12 protein-coding genes are annotated in these 16423 nt (G+C 68.7%); 7 read left to right on the top strand and 5 right to left on the bottom strand.

From position 1 onward, the window contains the following. The first annotated feature begins 1 nt into the window (after position 1). The 3 genes from AC1DEL_RS07665 to AC1DEL_RS07655 all read left to right on the top strand — a co-directional run bounded on the left by AC1DEL_RS07665 (position 2) and on the right by AC1DEL_RS07655 (position 4261). Positions 2–3118 carry an efflux RND transporter permease subunit gene (locus AC1DEL_RS07665; protein WP_092294724.1) on the top strand — a complete coding sequence of 1039 codons (3117 nt, stop codon included), beginning with the start codon at positions 2–4 and terminating at the stop codon, positions 3116–3118. A gap of 107 nt (positions 3119–3225) precedes the next feature. Next, positions 3226–3594: a DUF2880 domain-containing protein gene (locus tag AC1DEL_RS07660; protein ID WP_143093892.1), complete on the top strand. Its 369-nt coding sequence runs from the start codon at positions 3226–3228 to the stop codon at positions 3592–3594. Positions 3595–3763: 169 nt separating this feature from the next. Continuing rightward, positions 3764–4261, top strand: a complete 498-nt coding sequence (locus tag AC1DEL_RS07655) for a DUF1579 domain-containing protein (protein ID WP_092294728.1) — start codon at positions 3764–3766, stop codon at positions 4259–4261. Positions 4262–4292: 31 nt separating this feature from the next. Here AC1DEL_RS07655 and AC1DEL_RS07650 read toward each other — a convergent pair whose 3' ends face one another. Then, a complete protein-coding gene (locus tag AC1DEL_RS07650; RefSeq protein ID WP_255370816.1) occupies positions 4293–4592 on the bottom strand; it encodes a hypothetical protein in 300 nt (99 codons plus the stop codon). A 283-nt stretch (positions 4593–4875) separates the two neighbouring features. On the opposite strand from AC1DEL_RS07650, the gene imuA reads away from it, so the two are divergent. From imuA to AC1DEL_RS07630, 4 genes are all read left to right on the top strand, one after another. Next, positions 4876–5769, top strand: coding sequence for a translesion DNA synthesis-associated protein ImuA (gene imuA, locus AC1DEL_RS07645; protein ID WP_477125676.1), 894 nt, complete (start codon positions 4876–4878; stop codon positions 5767–5769). Continuing rightward, positions 5696–7276: a Y-family DNA polymerase gene (locus AC1DEL_RS07640; RefSeq protein WP_477125675.1), complete on the top strand. Its 1581-nt coding sequence runs from the start codon at positions 5696–5698 to the stop codon at positions 7274–7276. The genes imuA and AC1DEL_RS07640 overlap by 74 nt, the downstream gene beginning before the upstream one ends. Positions 7277–7306: 30 nt before the next feature. Then, on the top strand, positions 7307–10792 hold the full coding sequence (locus tag AC1DEL_RS07635; RefSeq protein WP_477125674.1) for an error-prone DNA polymerase: 3486 nt from the start codon (positions 7307–7309) through the stop codon (positions 10790–10792). 124 nt (positions 10793–10916) lie between these two features. Beyond that, the gene (locus AC1DEL_RS07630) at positions 10917–11342 is read left to right on the top strand and encodes a phasin family protein (RefSeq protein WP_092294736.1); all 426 of its coding nucleotides are present in this window, start codon (positions 10917–10919) and stop codon (positions 11340–11342) included. A gap of 52 nt (positions 11343–11394) precedes the next feature. On the opposite strand, the gene AC1DEL_RS07625 is transcribed toward AC1DEL_RS07630, so the two are convergent. The 4 genes from AC1DEL_RS07625 to AC1DEL_RS07610 form a co-directional block, all read right to left on the bottom strand. Beyond that, on the bottom strand, positions 11395–12237 hold the full coding sequence (locus AC1DEL_RS07625; protein WP_092294738.1) for a class II glutamine amidotransferase: 843 nt from the start codon (positions 12235–12237) through the stop codon (positions 11395–11397). A gap of 107 nt (positions 12238–12344) precedes the next feature. Further along, positions 12345–12830 (bottom strand): DUF4440 domain-containing protein, encoded by a 486-nt coding sequence (locus tag AC1DEL_RS07620; protein WP_092294740.1) that lies wholly within the window; start codon positions 12828–12830, stop codon positions 12345–12347. A 128-nt stretch (positions 12831–12958) separates the two neighbouring features. Then, entirely contained in the window at positions 12959–15340 is a 2382-nt protein-coding gene (locus AC1DEL_RS07615) for a cytochrome P450 (protein ID WP_477125673.1), read from the bottom strand. A gap of 10 nt (positions 15341–15350) precedes the next feature. Then, positions 15351–16340 (bottom strand): Bug family tripartite tricarboxylate transporter substrate binding protein, encoded by a 990-nt coding sequence (locus AC1DEL_RS07610; protein WP_092294743.1) that lies wholly within the window; start codon positions 16338–16340, stop codon positions 15351–15353. Positions 16341–16423: the final 83 nt, after the last annotated feature.

Here is a 16423-nt window from a genome sequence, read left to right as displayed (position 1 = left end):
CATGATGACATCCCTAGTTGAAGCCGCTATCAAACAGCGGCTGGTGGTGTGCGTGATTGCCGTGGTGTTGTTCTTCTTCGGCCTGCGCGCTGCCAGCAAGCTGTCGGTCGATGCGTTCCCGGACGTGACCAACGTCCAGGTGCAGATCGCCACCGAAGCCACCGGGCGCTCGCCAGAGGAGGTGGAGCGCTTTGTCACGGTGCCCATCGAAATGTCGATGACCGGCCTGCCCGGCCTCGAGGAAATGCGCTCGCTGAACAAGGCGGGCCTGTCGCTGATCACGCTGGTGTTCACGGAGAAGACCGACGTCTACTTCGCGCGCCAGTTGGTGATGGAGCGGCTGATCGAGGTGGGCGGGCGCATGCCGGCGGACGTGACGCCGGTGCTCGGCCCCGTTTCCACGGGCCTGGGCGAGGTCTACCAGTACACGCTGGACCGCGCCGATGACGGCAACCGCGAACTGACGCAGGAGGAGCTGGCCGAGCGCCGCATCGCCCAGGACTGGGTGGTGCGGCCGCTGCTGCGCTCGATCCCCGGCGTGGCGGAAATCAACTCGCAGGGCGGCTACGTGCGGCAGTACCAGGCACTGGTCAACCCGGAGCGGATGCGCCACTACGGGGTCAACATCCAGCAGGTCTACCAGGCGCTGGCGCGCAACAACGCCAACTCGGGCGGCGGCGTGCTGCCGCACTATGCCGAGCAGTACCTGATTCGCGGCGTGGGCCTGGCCAAGGGCGTGGACGACATCGGCAGCATCGTGCTGAAGGAGGTCAACGGCACGCCGGTCTACCTGCGCGACGTGGCGCAGGTGACCATCGGCCACGAGGTGCGACAGGGCGCGCTGGTCAAGAACGGCCAGACCGAGGCCGTGGGCGGCATCGTGATGATGATGCGCGGCGGCAACGCCAAGGAAGTGGTCAGCCGCGTGAAGGCCCGCGTGGCCGAGATCAACGACCGCGGCATGCTGCCCGGCAAGCTGCAGATCGTGCCGTACTACGACCGCAGCGAACTGGTGGACGCCGCGCTGTGGACCGTGACCAAGGTGCTGCTCGAAGGCGTGGTGCTGGTGGTGATCGTGCTGTTCCTGTTCCTTGGGGACGTGCGCTCGTCGGTGATTGTGCTGGCCACGCTGGTGCTCACGCCACTGATGACGTTCATCGTCATGAACAAGGTGGGGCTGTCGGCCAACCTGATGTCGCTCGGGGGGCTGGCCATCGCCATCGGCCTGATGGTGGATGGCTCCGTGGTGGTGGTGGAGAACGCGTTCGAGCGGCTGGGCCACGCCGAGAAATCGGGGCTGACCCGCACCGAGATCCTCGTCAAGGCGGTGCAGGAGGTGGCCACGCCGGTGATCGTGGGGGTAGGCATCATCATCCTGGTGTTCCTGCCGCTGATGACGCTGTCCGGCATGGAAGGCAAGATGTTCGCGCCGCTGGCTTTCACGATCTCGATTGCGCTGGCGATCTCGCTGTTCCTGTCGCTGACGCTGTCGCCGGTGCTGTCCGCCTACCTGCTCAAGGGCGGCGCCGAGCATGACACCAAGCTCATCGCGTTCATGAAGCGCAACTACCTGCGTATGCTGCACTGGGCGCTGCAGAACAGCAAGACCACCGTGCTGTCGGCGGTGGGGCTGTTCGTCGCGACGATCCTGATCGTGCCGCTGCTGGGTACCTCGTTCATCCCCGAGATGAAGGAGGGCTCCATCGTGCCCGCCATCGACCGTGTGCCGAACATCTCGCTGGAGGAGTCGATCAAGCTCGAGAAGATGGCCAACAAGCTGGTGCTGGAGGTGCCGGGCGTGAAGTCCGTGGTGTCCGGCGTGGGTCGGGGCGAGAGCCCGGCGGACCCGCAGGGCCAGAACGAGTCCACCCCCATCGCCAGCCTGAAGCCGCGCGACGAGTGGCCGGACGGCTGGACCCAGGACGACATCGCCAACGCCATCCGCGAGAAGCTCAAGGCCATTCCGGGCGTGCAGGTCGTGATGGCGCAGCCGATCTCGGACCGCGTGGATGAGATGGTCAGCGGCGTGCGTTCCGACGTGGCGGTGAAGATCTTCGGCGACGACCTCGACAAGCTGCGCGAGCTGGCCGGCGAGATCGCGCGCGTGGCGGGCGGCATCCAGGGCTCGCAGGACGTGCGGATCGAGCGGATCTCGGGCCAGCAATACCTGTCGATCGAGATCGACCGGCAGGCGATTGCGCGCTACGGGCTGAACGTGTCGGACATCCACGACATCATCGAGATTGCCATCGGCGGCAAGCGCGCCACGGACATCTTCGAGGGCGAGCGCCGCTTCGCGGCGGCAGTGCGCCTGCCCGAGGACTTCCGTGACAACGTGCAGGCCATTCGCCAGCTATTGGTGCCGGCGCCGGGCGGCGTGCAGGTGCCGCTGGAGTCCGTGGCCAAGATCGAGGTCAGCGACGGCCCGGCGCAGATCAGCCGCGAAATGGCCAAGCGCCGCGTGGTGGTGATGATCAACGTGAAGGACCGCGACCTGGGCGGCTTCGTGGCCGAACTCCAGAGCGCGGCCGAGAGCAAGGTCAAGCTGCCCGAGGGCTACTACTTCGAGTGGGGCGGCCAGTTCCAGAACATGGAGCGCGCCATGGGCCACCTGAAGATCATCGTGCCGATCACCATCGCCGCGATTTTCTTCCTGCTGTTCCTGCTGTTCAACTCGCTGCGCTTTGCCACGCTGATCATCACGGTGCTGCCGTTCGCGTCAATCGGCGGGATCATCGGGCTGTTCGTGACGGGCGAGTACCTGTCCGTGCCGGCGTCCGTGGGCTTTATCGCGCTGTGGGGCATGGCGGTGCTGAACGGGGTGGTGCTGGTGTCGTACATCCGCACGCTGCGCGAGTCGGGCATGTCGCTGCGCAACGCGGTGGTGCGCGGCGCTACGCAGCGTTTCCGCCCGGTGATGATGACCGCGACGATCGCCATGCTGGGCCTGGTGCCGTTCCTGTTCTCGACCGGACCGGGCTCCGAGGTGCAGCGTCCGCTGGCCGTGGTGGTGATTGGGGGCCTGATCACCTCCACGCTGCTGACGCTGGTGATGGTGCCGGTGCTGTACCGCTGGTTCGACGACAGCAAGCCGGAGCCGCGCGACATGTCGGTGTAGGCGCGGTATGACGTTGGCCCTGACGTTGACCCCTGACGTCGCAGTACAATGACGGCCGGCCGGCACGCCACGCGTGTCGGCCGTTTTTCGTTTTTCGGAGGGATTCCATGACGTTGCCGGTTTCACGGCAGGGGCGCCGCATGCTGGTGGCGCTGGCTGCTGCCACGCTCTCGACCTTCGCCTTCGCTACCGAGGCGCCCGTCAATATCGAACTGGGCCAGCGCGGCGGACGCCCCGAGGCACCCGAGGCACCCGTGGCCTGCATGGAGGCCGTCAAGGCCAGGCTGCCGAACCCCGACCGCTTCCGCTGGGTGCGCGGCACCACGCGGCGCGTGGCGGAGGACTTCTACAGCGTGGTCGGCAACGTCGAGTTCGTGAACCAGGCCGGCGAGACGCGCAAGGGCGACGCCCAGTGTGATGTCATGCGCGCGCCCGGCAACCAGTTCATCGTGCCGAAGGTACGGCTGCCCCAGTAAATACAAGGGTTTGCGAGCCGCCAAGATGACAATGCTGTCATCTTGGCGGCTTTTTCATTGGCGCGTCTTTACACGTACGGGACCATCTCCTAAGCTATTGTGTACGCTGTACACAAATAGGCAGCGACATCATCGACTGAATCAAACCGATCAACAGGAGACCGTTGCAATGCAGACCGAAACGACCAACGAACACCGCTGGCTGCAGAAGCTGGTGGGCAAATGGATGGCCGAAGGCGAGGCGGTGATGGGGCCGGACACCCCGCCGCAGAAGTGGAAGATTCCCGAACAGGTGGGCGCCGTGGGCGACCTCTGGGTGCAGGGCCGCTCCGAGGGCGAGATGCCCGGCTGCGGGCAGGCCGTCACGGTGATGACGCTGGGCTATGACCCCACGCGCAAGCATTTCGTGGGCACCTTCATCGGGTCGATGATGACCCATATGTGGATCTACGAGGGTGACCTCGAGGCCGATGGCCGCACGCTGACGCTGCGCGCCGATGGCCCGACCTTCACGCCGGAAGGCAAGCTGGTGCCGGGCAAGACCTCGAAATTCCGCGACGTGATCGCCTTCCAGGACGATGACAACCGCACGCTGACCTCATTCATGCAGGGCGATGACGGCGAATGGATGCAGATCATGCAGGCGCGGTATCGGCGGGAGAAGTAGGGCGCGGGGAGGGGCGTCGAAGCCGGACGCCTCAGACCCGGTCCAGTTCGTCGCTGTTCCACCAGGCGTCCAGCAGGGGCTGGAAGCGGTTGTCGGGCGCGGGCGGTATGCGCGTGCTCTTGCGCGCGGGCGGCAGTTCGCGCCCCGTCAGCTGGTAGTAGACGGCAGCCGGCAGGGTGCCCGGGCCGTAGGGCACATGGTCGATCACGCTCATCTGCCGCGCGGCCTTCAGCGCCCGGGTGGTCTCCTCCGGGGACAAGCCGCTGGCGTCAGCCAGCGCGTCGCGGCGCAGCGGACCCTCGCGCTGCAAACCGGCGATCAGAAGATGCACACATTGACGTGTATTCCGTTTCATAGGGGCGCATTTTTCCGCACCTGCCCCGCGCTGCACAATCCGGATTGACATTTGTTTGCAATCCGCCACGTCGTTTCGTGGCAGTTGCCCCACTGTAGTGGGAGATGTGGGGCCTTTTGGGCCACTTTTCGCCCAACGAGGCGGCGCGCGTTCCACTTCGGCCATGCCCCTCTTGCGCCAGCGTCGATACTGTATAAACATACAGTAATCGTCAATCTTCCGATGGCGCACGCCCGCCGCGTGTGCCGAATTCATCACCATGACTGCGCCCCCGCACATCCTGCCTGCCGAGGAGGATGGTGCGTCTCCACTGCCTTCGCCTCCCGATCCCGTGCCCGATCACCGGGCCTCGGTGGCCGAACTCGAGCATCGCTACCCCGGCCTGTGGCGCGCCGGGCAACTGGGCCATGCCGGCCGGCTGCCCGTGTGCCCGAGCGGCTATGACGCGCTGGCGCAGGAGCTGCCCGGCGGGGGCTGGCCCGCTGGCGCGGTCACCGAACTGCTGCTCGCCCACGATGGCGTGGGCGAACTGCGCCTGCTGATGCCGGCGTTGCGCACGCTGGCCGCGGCGGGGCGGCGGGTGGCGTTCGTCAATCCGCCTTATCTGCCGAATGCCGCTGGGCTGGCGGGGCTGGCCGGCCTGCCTGCGCGCCAGCTCTACTGGGTGCGGCCGCCGGCGGCCACCCCGCCGGCCTCGCGCCGCACGGACATGCTCTGGGCGGCCGAGCAGATGCTGCGCAGCCAGGCGTTCGGCGCCGTGCTGGTGTGGCTCGGCATCGCACGGCCCGAGGCGCTGCGCCGGCTCCAGGTGCTGGCGCAGGCCGGCGATACCGTGGTCTGGGTGCTGCGGCCCCTGCGCGTGCTCCAGGAATCGTCGCCGGCCGTGCTGCGGCTGGCGCTGTCGCCGTTGCCCGGCAACATGCTGTCGATTGCCTTCCACAAGCGCCGTGGCCCCGTGCGGGACGCGCCGCTGCAACTGTCGCTGGGCGGCATGGCGCACGTGCCCGCACGCGTCGCCACGCCCGTCATTCCCACCGCTCCTGTCACCTCCACCGCGCCTTCCGTGGTGCCCCCTCATCATGCTGCCGACGTTCTGGATCGCGGTGCATCTGCCGCGCCTGCCGCTGGACGCGCTGCAACCGAGCTGGCCTGAGGCCGCCGGTGCGCCGTCCGTCCCCGCCTCCGGCACGCTGCAACAGGCGCTGCCCGGGGCGGTGATGGCGCACGAGCGCGTGGTGCTGGCCAACGGCCCGGCCGTGGCCCTCGGCGTGGCGTTCGGCATGCGGCGCGGCGGCGTGCAGGCGCTGTCGGCGGAGGTCGTGCAACTGGAGCGCAGCCTCCCGGCCGAAGAGGCGTTGATGACCGACGTGGCGCTGACGCTGCTCCACTTCACGCCGGCCGTGACGATCGACCCGGATGCCGAATCGGCCACCGTGATGCTCGACGTCACCGCCAGCCTGCGCCTGTTCGGCGGGCACCGCGCGCTGTGCCGTGCCATCCGCGCGCGGGTGCGGCAGCTCGGCACGTTCGCGCAACTGGGCTGCGGCACCACGGCGCAGGGCGCGGCCTGGCTCGCCCGGCAGCCGCTGCGCCGGACGCGGCGCGGGATCGTGCGGCCCGCGCGCCGCGCCATCCAGCCTGCCCGCATGACGCGCCTGCTCGATGCCCTGCCCGTGGCGTGCCTGCAGACGCTGGCCGATCCGGGCTGGCTCGAGGGCGTGGGCTGCCGCACGCTGGGGCAGGTGAGGCAGTTGCCGCGCGCGGGGCTGTCGCGCCGCATCGGCACGGCACTGCTGGCGCGGCTCGATCAGGCTTACGATCAGGCGCCGGCCGGCTTTGCATGGTTCGAGGCGCCGCCCGCCTTCGCGCAGCGGATGGAGCTGCCGGGGCGCATCGAAGCGGCCGACGGGGTGCTGGCCGGCGCGCAGCGGCTGCTGCTGGCGCTGTCCGGCTGGCTGGCGGCGCAGCAGGCCGGCGTTACGCGCTGCGTGCTGGTGCTGGAGCACGAGCGCTACCGGCTGGGCGAGGACATGGACAGCACGCTCGTGCCGCTGGGCCTGGCGCAGCCCAGCCGTGACCCGGTGCACCTGTCGAAGCTGCTGCGCGAGAAGCTCGACAAGGTGCGCTTCCACGCGCCCGTGGGCGGCCTGGCGCTGCGCGTGGAGGCGATGGAGACCTGCCTGCCGCAGAGCGATTCGTTGTTCCCGGAGCCCGGCGCGGCGCCGGCCGAACTGGGCCGGCTGATCGATACGCTGATGGCCCGCCTCGGCCGCGACAACGTGCTGCAGCCTCGCCCGCTGGCCGACCATCGCCCCGAATGCGCCAACCAGTGGGGCCCGGTGGACGAGCCGCCGCCCCGCGCGCCCGCCACCGGCACGCTGCCGCCCGAACGGCCGCTGTGGCTGCTGGAGGCGCCCCGGCCGCTGCGCGTGCAGCGGCACCGGCCCGTCTACGAAGGCCCGCTGGTCATGCTCACCCGCCCCGAGCGCATCGAAGCCGGCTGGTGGGATGGCGGACTGGCCACGCGCGACTATTTCATCGCCGAACGGGCGGACGGGCTGCGCTGCTGGGTCTATCGCGAGCGCCCCGGCCATCCCACCCGCAGCGGGCAGGAAGAGGGCGGCGAATACCGCTGGTTCCTGCACGGGCTGTTCGCCTGATTTCGCCTGAATATTCCTGACGTTTTCCCCATGCTGTCGTCGCTTCCTGGCCTCTCCTCGCTGCTGCCCTCGCTGCCCGATTACGCGGAGCTGCACTGTGTGTCGAACTTCACGTTCCTCACCGGCGCCTCGCATCCGCAGGAACTGATCGCGCGCGCATTCCAGCTCGGCTACAGCGGGCTGGCGCTGACCGACGAGTGCTCGGTGGCGGGCACGGCGCGCGCGCATCACGCCATCAAGGTGCTGCGCGAGGAGATGTGGGAGGCCGTGGCGCGCAGCGCCCGCCGGCTGGCGGCGGGGCAGGCGGACGGCGAGTTCGATGATGCCGAGCTGGTCCATGCCTTCACACCCGATGGAATGGAGGGGATGGACGATGTGGACGACATGGAGGAGGGCGACCCCGACGCCTTGCCGCTCATCGGCGACCACCCGGACGACGACCCCGATGCCGCCGCGCACCGCCACCGCGTGCTGGAGGCGCGCGCCGCCGCCGCCGATGCGTTCAACGTGATCCTCGGCAGCCGCTTCACGCTGACGGCCTCCCCCGGGCAGCCCCCCGAGCCCTATGCCATGCCCATGCCGCCCCCGCGCCTGCTGCTGCTGGCGCAGAACCGCGAGGGCTTCGGCAATCTCTGCGAGTTCATCACGCTGGGCCGCACGCGCGCGGAGAAGGGCAGCTATCTGCTGTATCCGTCCGACCTCGCCAGCCCCGAGCCGGATCAGGCGCACCTGCGCGGCATGCCCGATTGCCTCGCCATCCTGCTGCCCGACTACTGCGCCGATCCCGATGTGCTGCGCGCGCAGGCGCTGTGGTGCCGGGAGACGTTCGGGGCGCGCGTGTGGATCGCGCTGGAACTGCTGCAGGGCCATGCCGAGGCGCTGCATCGCACCCGGCTCCAGGCCGTGTCGGCGGAAACCGGCGTGCCGCTGGTGGCGGCGGGCGCCGTGACCATGCACGTGCGCTCGCGCAAGCCGCTGGCCGATGTGCTGACCGCCATCCGGCTCGGCCAGCCGCTGCCCGCCTGCGGCATGGCGCTGGCGCCCAATGCCGAGGCGCACCTGCGCATGCGGCAGGTGGTGTCGCGGCTCTATCCGCGCGAGGCGCTGGCGCAGACGCTGAAGATTGCCGATCAGTGCCGGTTCTCGCTGGACACGCTGCGCTACGAATACCCCGAGGAACTGGTGCCCGACGGCGAGACGCCGATCAGCTACCTGCGCAAGGAGGTGGAGCGGGGCAGCCGCGAGCGTTTTCCGCACGGCATGGAGCCCGAGTGGGAGGCGCAGCTTGAGGGCGAACTCGAACTGATCGAGGAAAAGCACTACGAGCCGTTCTTCCTGACCGTGCACGACATCGTGCGCTTCGCGCGCCAGCGCGGCATCCTGTGCCAGGGCCGGGGCTCGGCCGCCAACTCGCTGGTCTGCTACTGCCTGCATATCACCGAGGTGAGCCCGGAGCAGGCCAACCTGCTGTTCGGCCGATTCCTCTCGCGCGAGCGCGACGAGCCGCCCGATATCGACGTCGATTTCGAGCACCAGCGGCGCGAGGAGGTGATCCAGTACATCTACGAGAAGTACGGCCGGCATCGGGCCGCGCTGGCGGCGTCGCTGATCACCTATCGCTCCCGTAGCGCGCTGCGGGACGTGGGGCGCGCGCTCGGCATCGACCCGAGCGTGGTGGAGCAGGTGGTCAAGGGCCAGGCGTGGTGGGATGGCGGCACGGCGTTCCTGGAGCGCATTACGCGCTACGGCCTGGACCCCGACTCCCCGGCCGTGCGGCAATGGGCGAGCCTGACCGAGCAGCTGCGCGGCTTTCCGCGCCACCTGTCGCAGCACGTGGGCGGCTTCGTGATCGCGCGGCACAAGCTGTCGCGGCTGGTGCCGATCGAGAACGCGGCCATGGCCGACCGCAGCGTGATCCAGTGGGACAAGGACGACCTCGAATCGCTGGGGCTGCTCAAGGTGGATGTGCTCGCGCTCGGCATGCTCACCGCCATCCGGCGCGCGCTGGCGATGATCCCGAATCCCGAGCCCGAGCGGGCCGGGCTGCCGTGCCGCATGGAAGACCTGCCCGAGACCGACGACGCCACCTACGACATGATCTGCAAGGCGGATACCGTGGGTGTGTTCCAGATCGAGTCGCGCGCGCAGCAGTCGATGCTGCCGCGCCTGCAGCCGCGCAAATATTACGATCTCGTGGTGGAGGTGGCCATCGTGAGGCCGGGACCGATCCAGGGCGGCATGGTGCACCCCTACCTCAAGCGGCGCGAGGCGCTGCGCCGCACCGGCAAGCTGCCGACCTACTTCAACGACGTGATCCGCCGCGTGCTGGGCCGCACGCTGGGCGTGCCGATCTTCCAGGAGCAGGTGATGCAGCTCGCCATCGACGCGGCCGGTTTCACGCCGGGGCAGGCAGACCAGCTGCGCCGCTCGATGGCGGCGTGGCGGCGGCGCGGCGATCTCAAGAAGCACCAGGATGCGCTGGTGCGCGCGCTGACCACGCGCGGCTATCCCGAGTCCTTCGCGCTGGCCATCTGCAAGCAGATCGAGGGGTTTGGCGAGTACGGCTTCCCGGAGAGCCACGCGGCGAGCTTCGCGAAGCTGGTCTACGTGAGCGCGTGGCTCAAGTGCCATCATCCCGATGCCTTCCTGTGCGGCCTGCTGAACAGCCACCCGATGGGCTTCTATTCGCCGTCGCAACTGGTGCAGGACGCGCGCCGGCATGACGTGGTGACGCAGCCCGTGGACGTGACCGTCAGCGGCTGGGAGAGCGCGCTGGAGGCCCGCCGCCCCGGCCAGCGCTACCGCGACGTGCGGCTGGGGCTGGGCCGCGTGCGCGGCATGCGCGAGGATGCCGCGCTGCGCATCGAGGCGGCGCGGGCCGAACGGCCGTTCGAGAGCGTGGAAGACCTGGCACGGCGCGCGGGGCTGGACAAGCACGACATCGACGTCCTGGCGGCGGCCGACGCGCTGGTGTCGCTGGCCGGCCACCGGCGCCAGGCGCGTTGGCTGGCGCGCGGCGCGGCGGTGCAGTCCGTGCACCGCGACCTGCTGCACGAGGCACCCCCGGCCGAAGCCGAGCTGCTGCTGCCCGAGCCGAAGATCGGCGAAGACGTGGCCGCCGACTACGCCAGCCTGGGGCTCTCCCTGAAATGCCACCCGCTGACCCTGCTGCGCCGCCGCCTGACGGCGCTCAAGTTCCTCACGGCGCAGCAGCTATCGCGGCTGGGCAACGGCCGCCGCGTGCGCGCGTGCGGCATCGTCACGGTGCGCCAGCGCCCCTCCACGGCCAACGGCACCATTTTTACCTCCATCGAGGACGAAACCGGGCCGATCAACGTGATCATCTGGCCCGACCTGGTGGAGCGGCAGCGCAAGGAGGTGCTCGGCGCCAAGCTGCTGGGCGTGATCGGCACCTGGCAAAGGCAGGGCGAGGTCAGGCACCTGGTGGCGCAGGAACTGGTCGACCTGAGCCCGCTGCTGGGCAAGCTGATGGCGGAGAGCCGGGATTTTCATTGAGGGATGGCCGGCGAGCATCGTATCCGTCGCCCGTAGCACCTACACTTAGGCAACCGCGCCGCGATCGGCCAGCACGATCTGCCCGGTTTTTCGGCTTTCCCCCACCTCAACGAGGAGATGCATCATGGCAACATCGCCCAATCCGTTTACCGATTTCACCAAGTTGCTCGAACAGTACAAGCTGCCCGGCGTCGACATGACGGCGGTGATCGAAGCCCGGCGCAAGGATATCGACGCCATCACGGAGGCCAACAAGATTGCCTACGAAGGCATGCAGGCGCTGGTGCAAAAGCAGGCCGAGATCCTGAGCCAGAGCATGCAGGAGATTCAGGCCGCGGCCCAGAAGCTGACCGCAGGCGGCGATCCTGCCGCGGCCATGGCCCGGCAGGGCGAGTTCGTCCAGCAAGGCTTGCAGACGGCGTTCAACAACATGCGCGAACTGGCGGAAATGGCCCAGAAATCGCAAGCGGAAGCGCTGGCCGTGATGACCCAGCGCGCCGAGCAGAACATCGAAGAGGCCAAGCGGCTGATGAAAATGCCCGGGAAGTAAGCGACGGGTAACGACGATCCGGGCCCGGCCGGGGGTGCCCGCCCAGGCCCGCTCAGGCCCGCACCGGCAGCCGGGGCGTGAACCGCAGGTGCTGGATCTCGCCGCCCTTGCCCACCAGGATCGTGGCCTCGGGGATTTCCTCCCAGACGCCTTGCACGTCGATCAGGGGCTCGGACAGCACCAGAAAGGCGTCGTCGCCAGCGGCGATGATGCGCGGGTCTTCCGGATAGAGCGCCCGTAGCTGCCGGAACGAGGTGCTGTGGAACAGCGAGCGCGACGCGTTTTCGCTGGAATAGCGCACGGCCACGATCTGCTGGCCGTCCATGACGCAAACGGTCATGTTCAGCGGGTGCTCCACGTCGTGGCGATGCCCCACCTCCTCGATCAGGCCGGCCATCTGCTCCAGCGCGCCGCGCGGGTCGCGCTCCAGCCCGAACGTCAGCGCCAGGAAGAACATCACCTCGGAGTCGGTCGAACCCTCGATCCAGCGGAACAGATGCGGCGCCACCGCCATCATCAGGTCGCGCCGCACCAGCGGAAAGTCGCGGATCAGCCCGTTGTGGACGAACAGCCAGCGCCCGAAGCGGAACGGGTGACAGTTGGTTTCCTGGGTGGGCGTGCCGGTGGCCGCCCGGATATGAGCGACGAACAGGGGCGCCCGCACCGCCCGGGCGGCCTCGCGCAGGTTGGTGTCGCTCCACGCCGGGTGCAGGCCGCGATAGCGGAACGGCAACTCCGAATGCCGCCCGTACCAGCCCACGCCGAAGCCGTCGCCATTGGTCGTGGTGTGGCCCAGCCGGGAGTTCAGGCTCTGGTCGATCAGGGAGTGCTCGGGCTGGAACAACACAGCCTCGAGCGGGACGGAACGGCCGGAATAGGCCAGCCAGCGGCACATGGGGGCGTCTCCTGTGTGTGGGCTCTCCACTTCAGGATAGCAACTACGCGCGTGTTGTGACGGATGCGACCGATGGTAGTCGTGCTGCGGCGCAATATCGGGCCGCGTTAGGTCTTCTCCGGCATGGCCGACGAATGGTGGCTGGTGATCAGCCACTGCGTGCCGTCCCAGCGGTAGGTGTAGGTGTAGCGCGCCTTCACCGTGGCGCCGGTTCGGGCGAAGGTGAAGGTGTAGAGCCCGGCATCCACGGCGGTGTTGCAGCCGATTTCGATGGTGCGGAAGTCGATCTTGCCGGACGGCCCGCTCTGCAGGAAGTGGGTGAAGTAGTCCTCTTTCTCGGCCGGTGTCACGCGCGGCTTGTTGGACACCGTGGCCAGCAGGATCGATCGTTCCGCGTAGTTGGCCACCACCTTGCGGGGGTCGCCGGTCTGCAGGGAGCGGTTCCAGCGGTCGAACAGGGCCGAGATTTCCTGCTCGGAGGTCGCCTTGCAGTTCTCCGTGCGCGACGCCTGTGTGCTGCCGGGCGTACCCGGGCTCGTGGCGCAGCCGGCAAGCAGCAGGGCCAGCGCAGCAGCAATCTGGTAGCGCGCCATGACGGTCTCCTCAAGCCCGGGATTGAGCCTTGAATACTAGGCGTGGGCGCGGCAGGTGACGGCGCCGGGGCTGGCGAGTCTGTGCGGTAGCACACGGATGGCGGGGGCGCCGGCCTTGACGTGGCGCGCTACAACTCCAGCACCAGCTTCCCGCCGCCCACCGCGCGCGAGCAGCAGGCCATCATCCGGCTGTTCGCCTCGCGTTCGCCGCGCGTGAGCACCACGTCGCGATGGTCGATCTGGCCCGCCAGCACGCGCACCTCGCAGGAGCCGCACAGGCCTTCCTCGCAATCGCTCTGCACGTCGATGTTGGCGCAGCGCAGCGCGGTGAGCAGCGTCTGGTGGGCGGGCACCTCCACTGTCAGGCCGGAATCCTTGAGTTCGACGGTGAACGGCTGTTCCCGCGACGGATCGAGCGTGCCGAGTGCCGAGACGAAGTGCTCCACGCGCAGCGCATCCTCCGGCCACGCGGCGCAGTGGTCTTCCAGCGCCGCGATCATGCGCGCCGGGCCGCAGGCGTAGATCTGCGTCTGCGGGTCGGGCGTGCCGAGCAGCGCGGCGAAGTCGGCGCGCTGGCCTTCGTCGCCCGCATGGACGTGCAGCCGGTTGCCATGCAGCGCGGCCAGTTCCTCGCGCAGGGCCATGCTGGCGCGCGAGCGGCCGCAGTAGTGGAACGTATAGTCGATGCCCAGGTCGCGGGCCCGCCGCGCCATCGCGCTGACCGGCGTCACGCCGATGCCGCCGGCGATGAAGATCGCCTTGCGGCAGCCCTCGTCGAGCCGGAAATGATTGCGCGGGCCACGAATGCGGAGCCGGTCTCCCGCGCGCAGCACGTCATGGACCCAGGCCGAGCCGCCCCGGCTATCGACCTCACGCAGCACGGCGATCTCGAAGGCGCCCGCGTCGGCCGGATCGCCGCACAGCGAATACTGGCGCGAAATCCCCGTATGGCCGCACTCCACGTCGATGTGCGCACCCGGCGCCCAGCGCGGCAGCACCTTGCCATCGGGCGCCACCAGCCGCAGCCGCACCACGTTGTCCGCCACGGGGTCGATCCGCTCTACCACCACAGTGCGGGCGATGGCTTGCCCGGAGGGCTCGCCAATCCGCACGGCGTCGCGCCAGTCCAGCACGGACGGATCGGTGCGCTCGGGATTGCGCGCCGGGTCCCATTCGACCCAGAGATGCTCCGGCCCCCGGAACGAGGTGTTCGGCACGTAGCTGAACGACTGCTCGGCCAGCCGCAGATGGGGCAGCCGGCGCGTCAGCTCCTCCAGAAAGACCTGCATCTCCATGCGCGCGAGGTTCTTGCCCATGCACTGGTGCGAGCCGTAGCCGAAGGTCAGCTGGTCGCTGGCATTGTCCCGGCGGATGTCGAACAGGTCCGCATCGGCGAAATGCCGTTCGTCGTGATTGGCGGACGAGGTGACGATCAGCAGCTTGCTGCCGGCCGGCAGGGCGATGCCGCCGACCTGCGCATCCCGCGTGACCAGCCGCCGCCAAGCCGCCACCGAGCCGTTGTGGCGCAGGCATTCCTCCACCGCATTGGGGATCAGCGCCGGGTCCGCGCAGATCTCGCGCCAGGCATCCGGGTGCTGGAGCAGCAGCTTGATCGCGTTGGCGGACGCATTGGCCGTGGTCTCGTGCGCCGCCACGATGCCCGCCATCATCATCGAATGGAGGTAGGAGTCGGTGACCACCTCGGGCAGCTCGCGCTGCTTGCGCAGGCCGTACTGCATCCAGCCGGGCGCGTCCGGGTTCTCGCGCATCTTGTCGAGGATCTTCCCGGCGAGCTGCCAGAAGTTGCCTACCGCGTGCGCCACGGCCACCTGCTCCTCGGGCTTGGGGCGGCCCCAGGTGTTCACCGTATGGGCGATCGAATATTGGCGCAGCCGGTCCATGTCCTCTTCGGGCACGCCGAGGAAGTGCAGCGCCACGGTCAGGGGCACTTCCCAGAGCATCTGGTCGACCAGGTCAGCGCGTCCGCTGTCGATGAATCGATCGACGTATTCGCGCGTCAGTTGCCGCACCATCGGCTCATGGTGGGCCAGTTCGGCGGGCGTGAACGGCTCCATCAGCGCGCGGCGGCGCGGCATGTGGGCTGGCTCGTCCTCGTTGACCAGCGTGCGGTTCATCGCATAGCCGTAGGTGGCCAGCACCGCGTTGGCCTCGTCGCCCGTGGGCGTGATCTTCTCCAGGGCGATGGACGGGCTGAAGGTCAGGTTGTCCCGGAAGATCGCCTTGATGTCGTCATAGCGCGTGACCACCCAGTAGCCCAGCTTCGGGCTGTAGAACACCGGTTCCTGCTCGCGCGACCAGCGCACGTAGTCGGGCGGGTCCTGCTGGTAGCCGTCCTCGAACGGATCGAACGTGGCCGCGTGGGCGCTCACCGGGCAGCCGTTGGGCGCCCGCAGCGCGGTGTGGTCGATGGGACAACCGCCCGGGCGGGCGGCGGTGGCGGAGGACGAGGACGAGGACGAGGACGACGGGGGCGTGGCGGATGACGGCATACAGCGAACCTCAGTTATCGAGCGTGATCTTCAGGTCGTGGATCAGCTTGGTCCAGCGCGCAATCTCGCTGCGCAGCAGCTCGCTGTATTGCGCCGGGGTGTTGCCGACCGGCTCCACGCCGAAATCGACCAGCTTCTTATGGATGGCCGGCTCCTTGATGGCCGCCACCACCTGCTTGTTCAGCGTGGCGATCACCTCGGGCGGCGTGGCCGCCGGCACGACCATGCCGACCAGCGCGGCGGCTTCCACGTTCCGGTAGCCGAGTTCGGCGAAGGTCGGCACGTCCGGCAGTTGCGGCAGGCGCGTGGCGTTGGCCACGGCCAGCGGGCGCACCTTGCCGCCCTTGATGAAGCCGGCGCCGGCGGCGTAGTCGACCATCATCGCGGGAATCTGGCCGGCCGCCACGTCGGACAGCGCGGGCGCCGCACCGCGATACGGCGCGTGGGTCATGGTCAGCTGGGCCTCCACCTTGAGCAGTTCCATGGCCAGGTGGTGCGGGCTGCCGGCCCCGGCGGACCCGTAGTTCACGCCGCCCGGCGCGGCCTTGACCTGGGCGATGAACTCCTGCGCGGTCTTGGCGGTGGTGCCCGGCCCAACCACCAGGATCATCGGGAAGCGGCCCAGCAGCGTCACCGGCGCGAGGTCCTTGGCGGGGTTGTACGACAGCGTCTTGTAGAGCGCCGGGTTGAAGACCAGCGTGCCGTTATCGGCCGAGAGCACCGTGTAGCCATCGGCTGCCGCCCGCGCCGTCTCGGACGCGCCAATCGCCGTGTTGCCGCCCGGCTTGTTGTCCACCACCACGGGCTGGCCGACCTTGGCGGAGAGCCCCTGCCCGATGGTGCGGGCGAGGAAGTCCGAGCCGCCGCCAGCCGGGTAGGGCACGATCCAGCGGATCGGCTTGCTCGGATAGGCGTCGGCGGCGTGGGCCGAAGGGAAGGCAGCGGAAAACGCAAAGGTCAGGGATGCCGCGATGAGGCCGGCAGCGCGATGGCGGGGCATGGGTGCTTGTCTCCTTGGTATTTGGCCGGATAGTATGTGGCCTTGTTTTGCGTAAATCATATACGCAATGCGTAATCGTTGAA

It is taken from the genome of Cupriavidus sp. 10L43_2, assembly GCF_056395265.1.
The sequence above is the reverse complement of the archived record's forward strand: the minus strand, read 5'-3'. Positions and strand labels throughout refer to the sequence as shown.

Bases quoted from the DNA above. Each gene is read 5' to 3' on its own strand.
- AC1DEL_RS07635 (WP_477125674.1), top strand. From the start codon at position 7,307: ATGCTGTCGTCGCTTCCTGGCCTCTCCTCGCTGCTGCCCTCGCTGCCC.
- AC1DEL_RS07625 (WP_092294738.1), bottom strand. From the start codon at position 12,237: ATGTGCCGCTGGCTGGCCTATTCCGGCCGTTCCGTCCCGCTCGAGGCT.
- AC1DEL_RS07610 (WP_092294743.1), bottom strand. From the start codon at position 16,340: ATGCCCCGCCATCGCGCTGCCGGCCTCATCGCGGCATCCCTGACCTTT.
- AC1DEL_RS07655 (WP_092294728.1), top strand. From the start codon at position 3,764: ATGCAGACCGAAACGACCAACGAACACCGCTGGCTGCAGAAGCTGGTG.
- AC1DEL_RS07640 (WP_477125675.1), top strand. From the start codon at position 5,696: ATGCTGCCGACGTTCTGGATCGCGGTGCATCTGCCGCGCCTGCCGCTG.
- AC1DEL_RS07615 (WP_477125673.1), bottom strand. From the start codon at position 15,340: ATGCCGTCATCCGCCACGCCCCCGTCGTCCTCGTCCTCGTCCTCGTCC.
- AC1DEL_RS07660 (WP_143093892.1), top strand. From the start codon at position 3,226: ATGACGTTGCCGGTTTCACGGCAGGGGCGCCGCATGCTGGTGGCGCTG.
- AC1DEL_RS07620 (WP_092294740.1), bottom strand. From the start codon at position 12,830: ATGGCGCGCTACCAGATTGCTGCTGCGCTGGCCCTGCTGCTTGCCGGC.
- AC1DEL_RS07665 (WP_092294724.1), top strand. From the start codon at position 2: ATGATGACATCCCTAGTTGAAGCCGCTATCAAACAGCGGCTGGTGGTG.
- imuA (WP_477125676.1), top strand. From the start codon at position 4,876: ATGACTGCGCCCCCGCACATCCTGCCTGCCGAGGAGGATGGTGCGTCT.
- AC1DEL_RS07630 (WP_092294736.1), top strand. From the start codon at position 10,917: ATGGCAACATCGCCCAATCCGTTTACCGATTTCACCAAGTTGCTCGAA.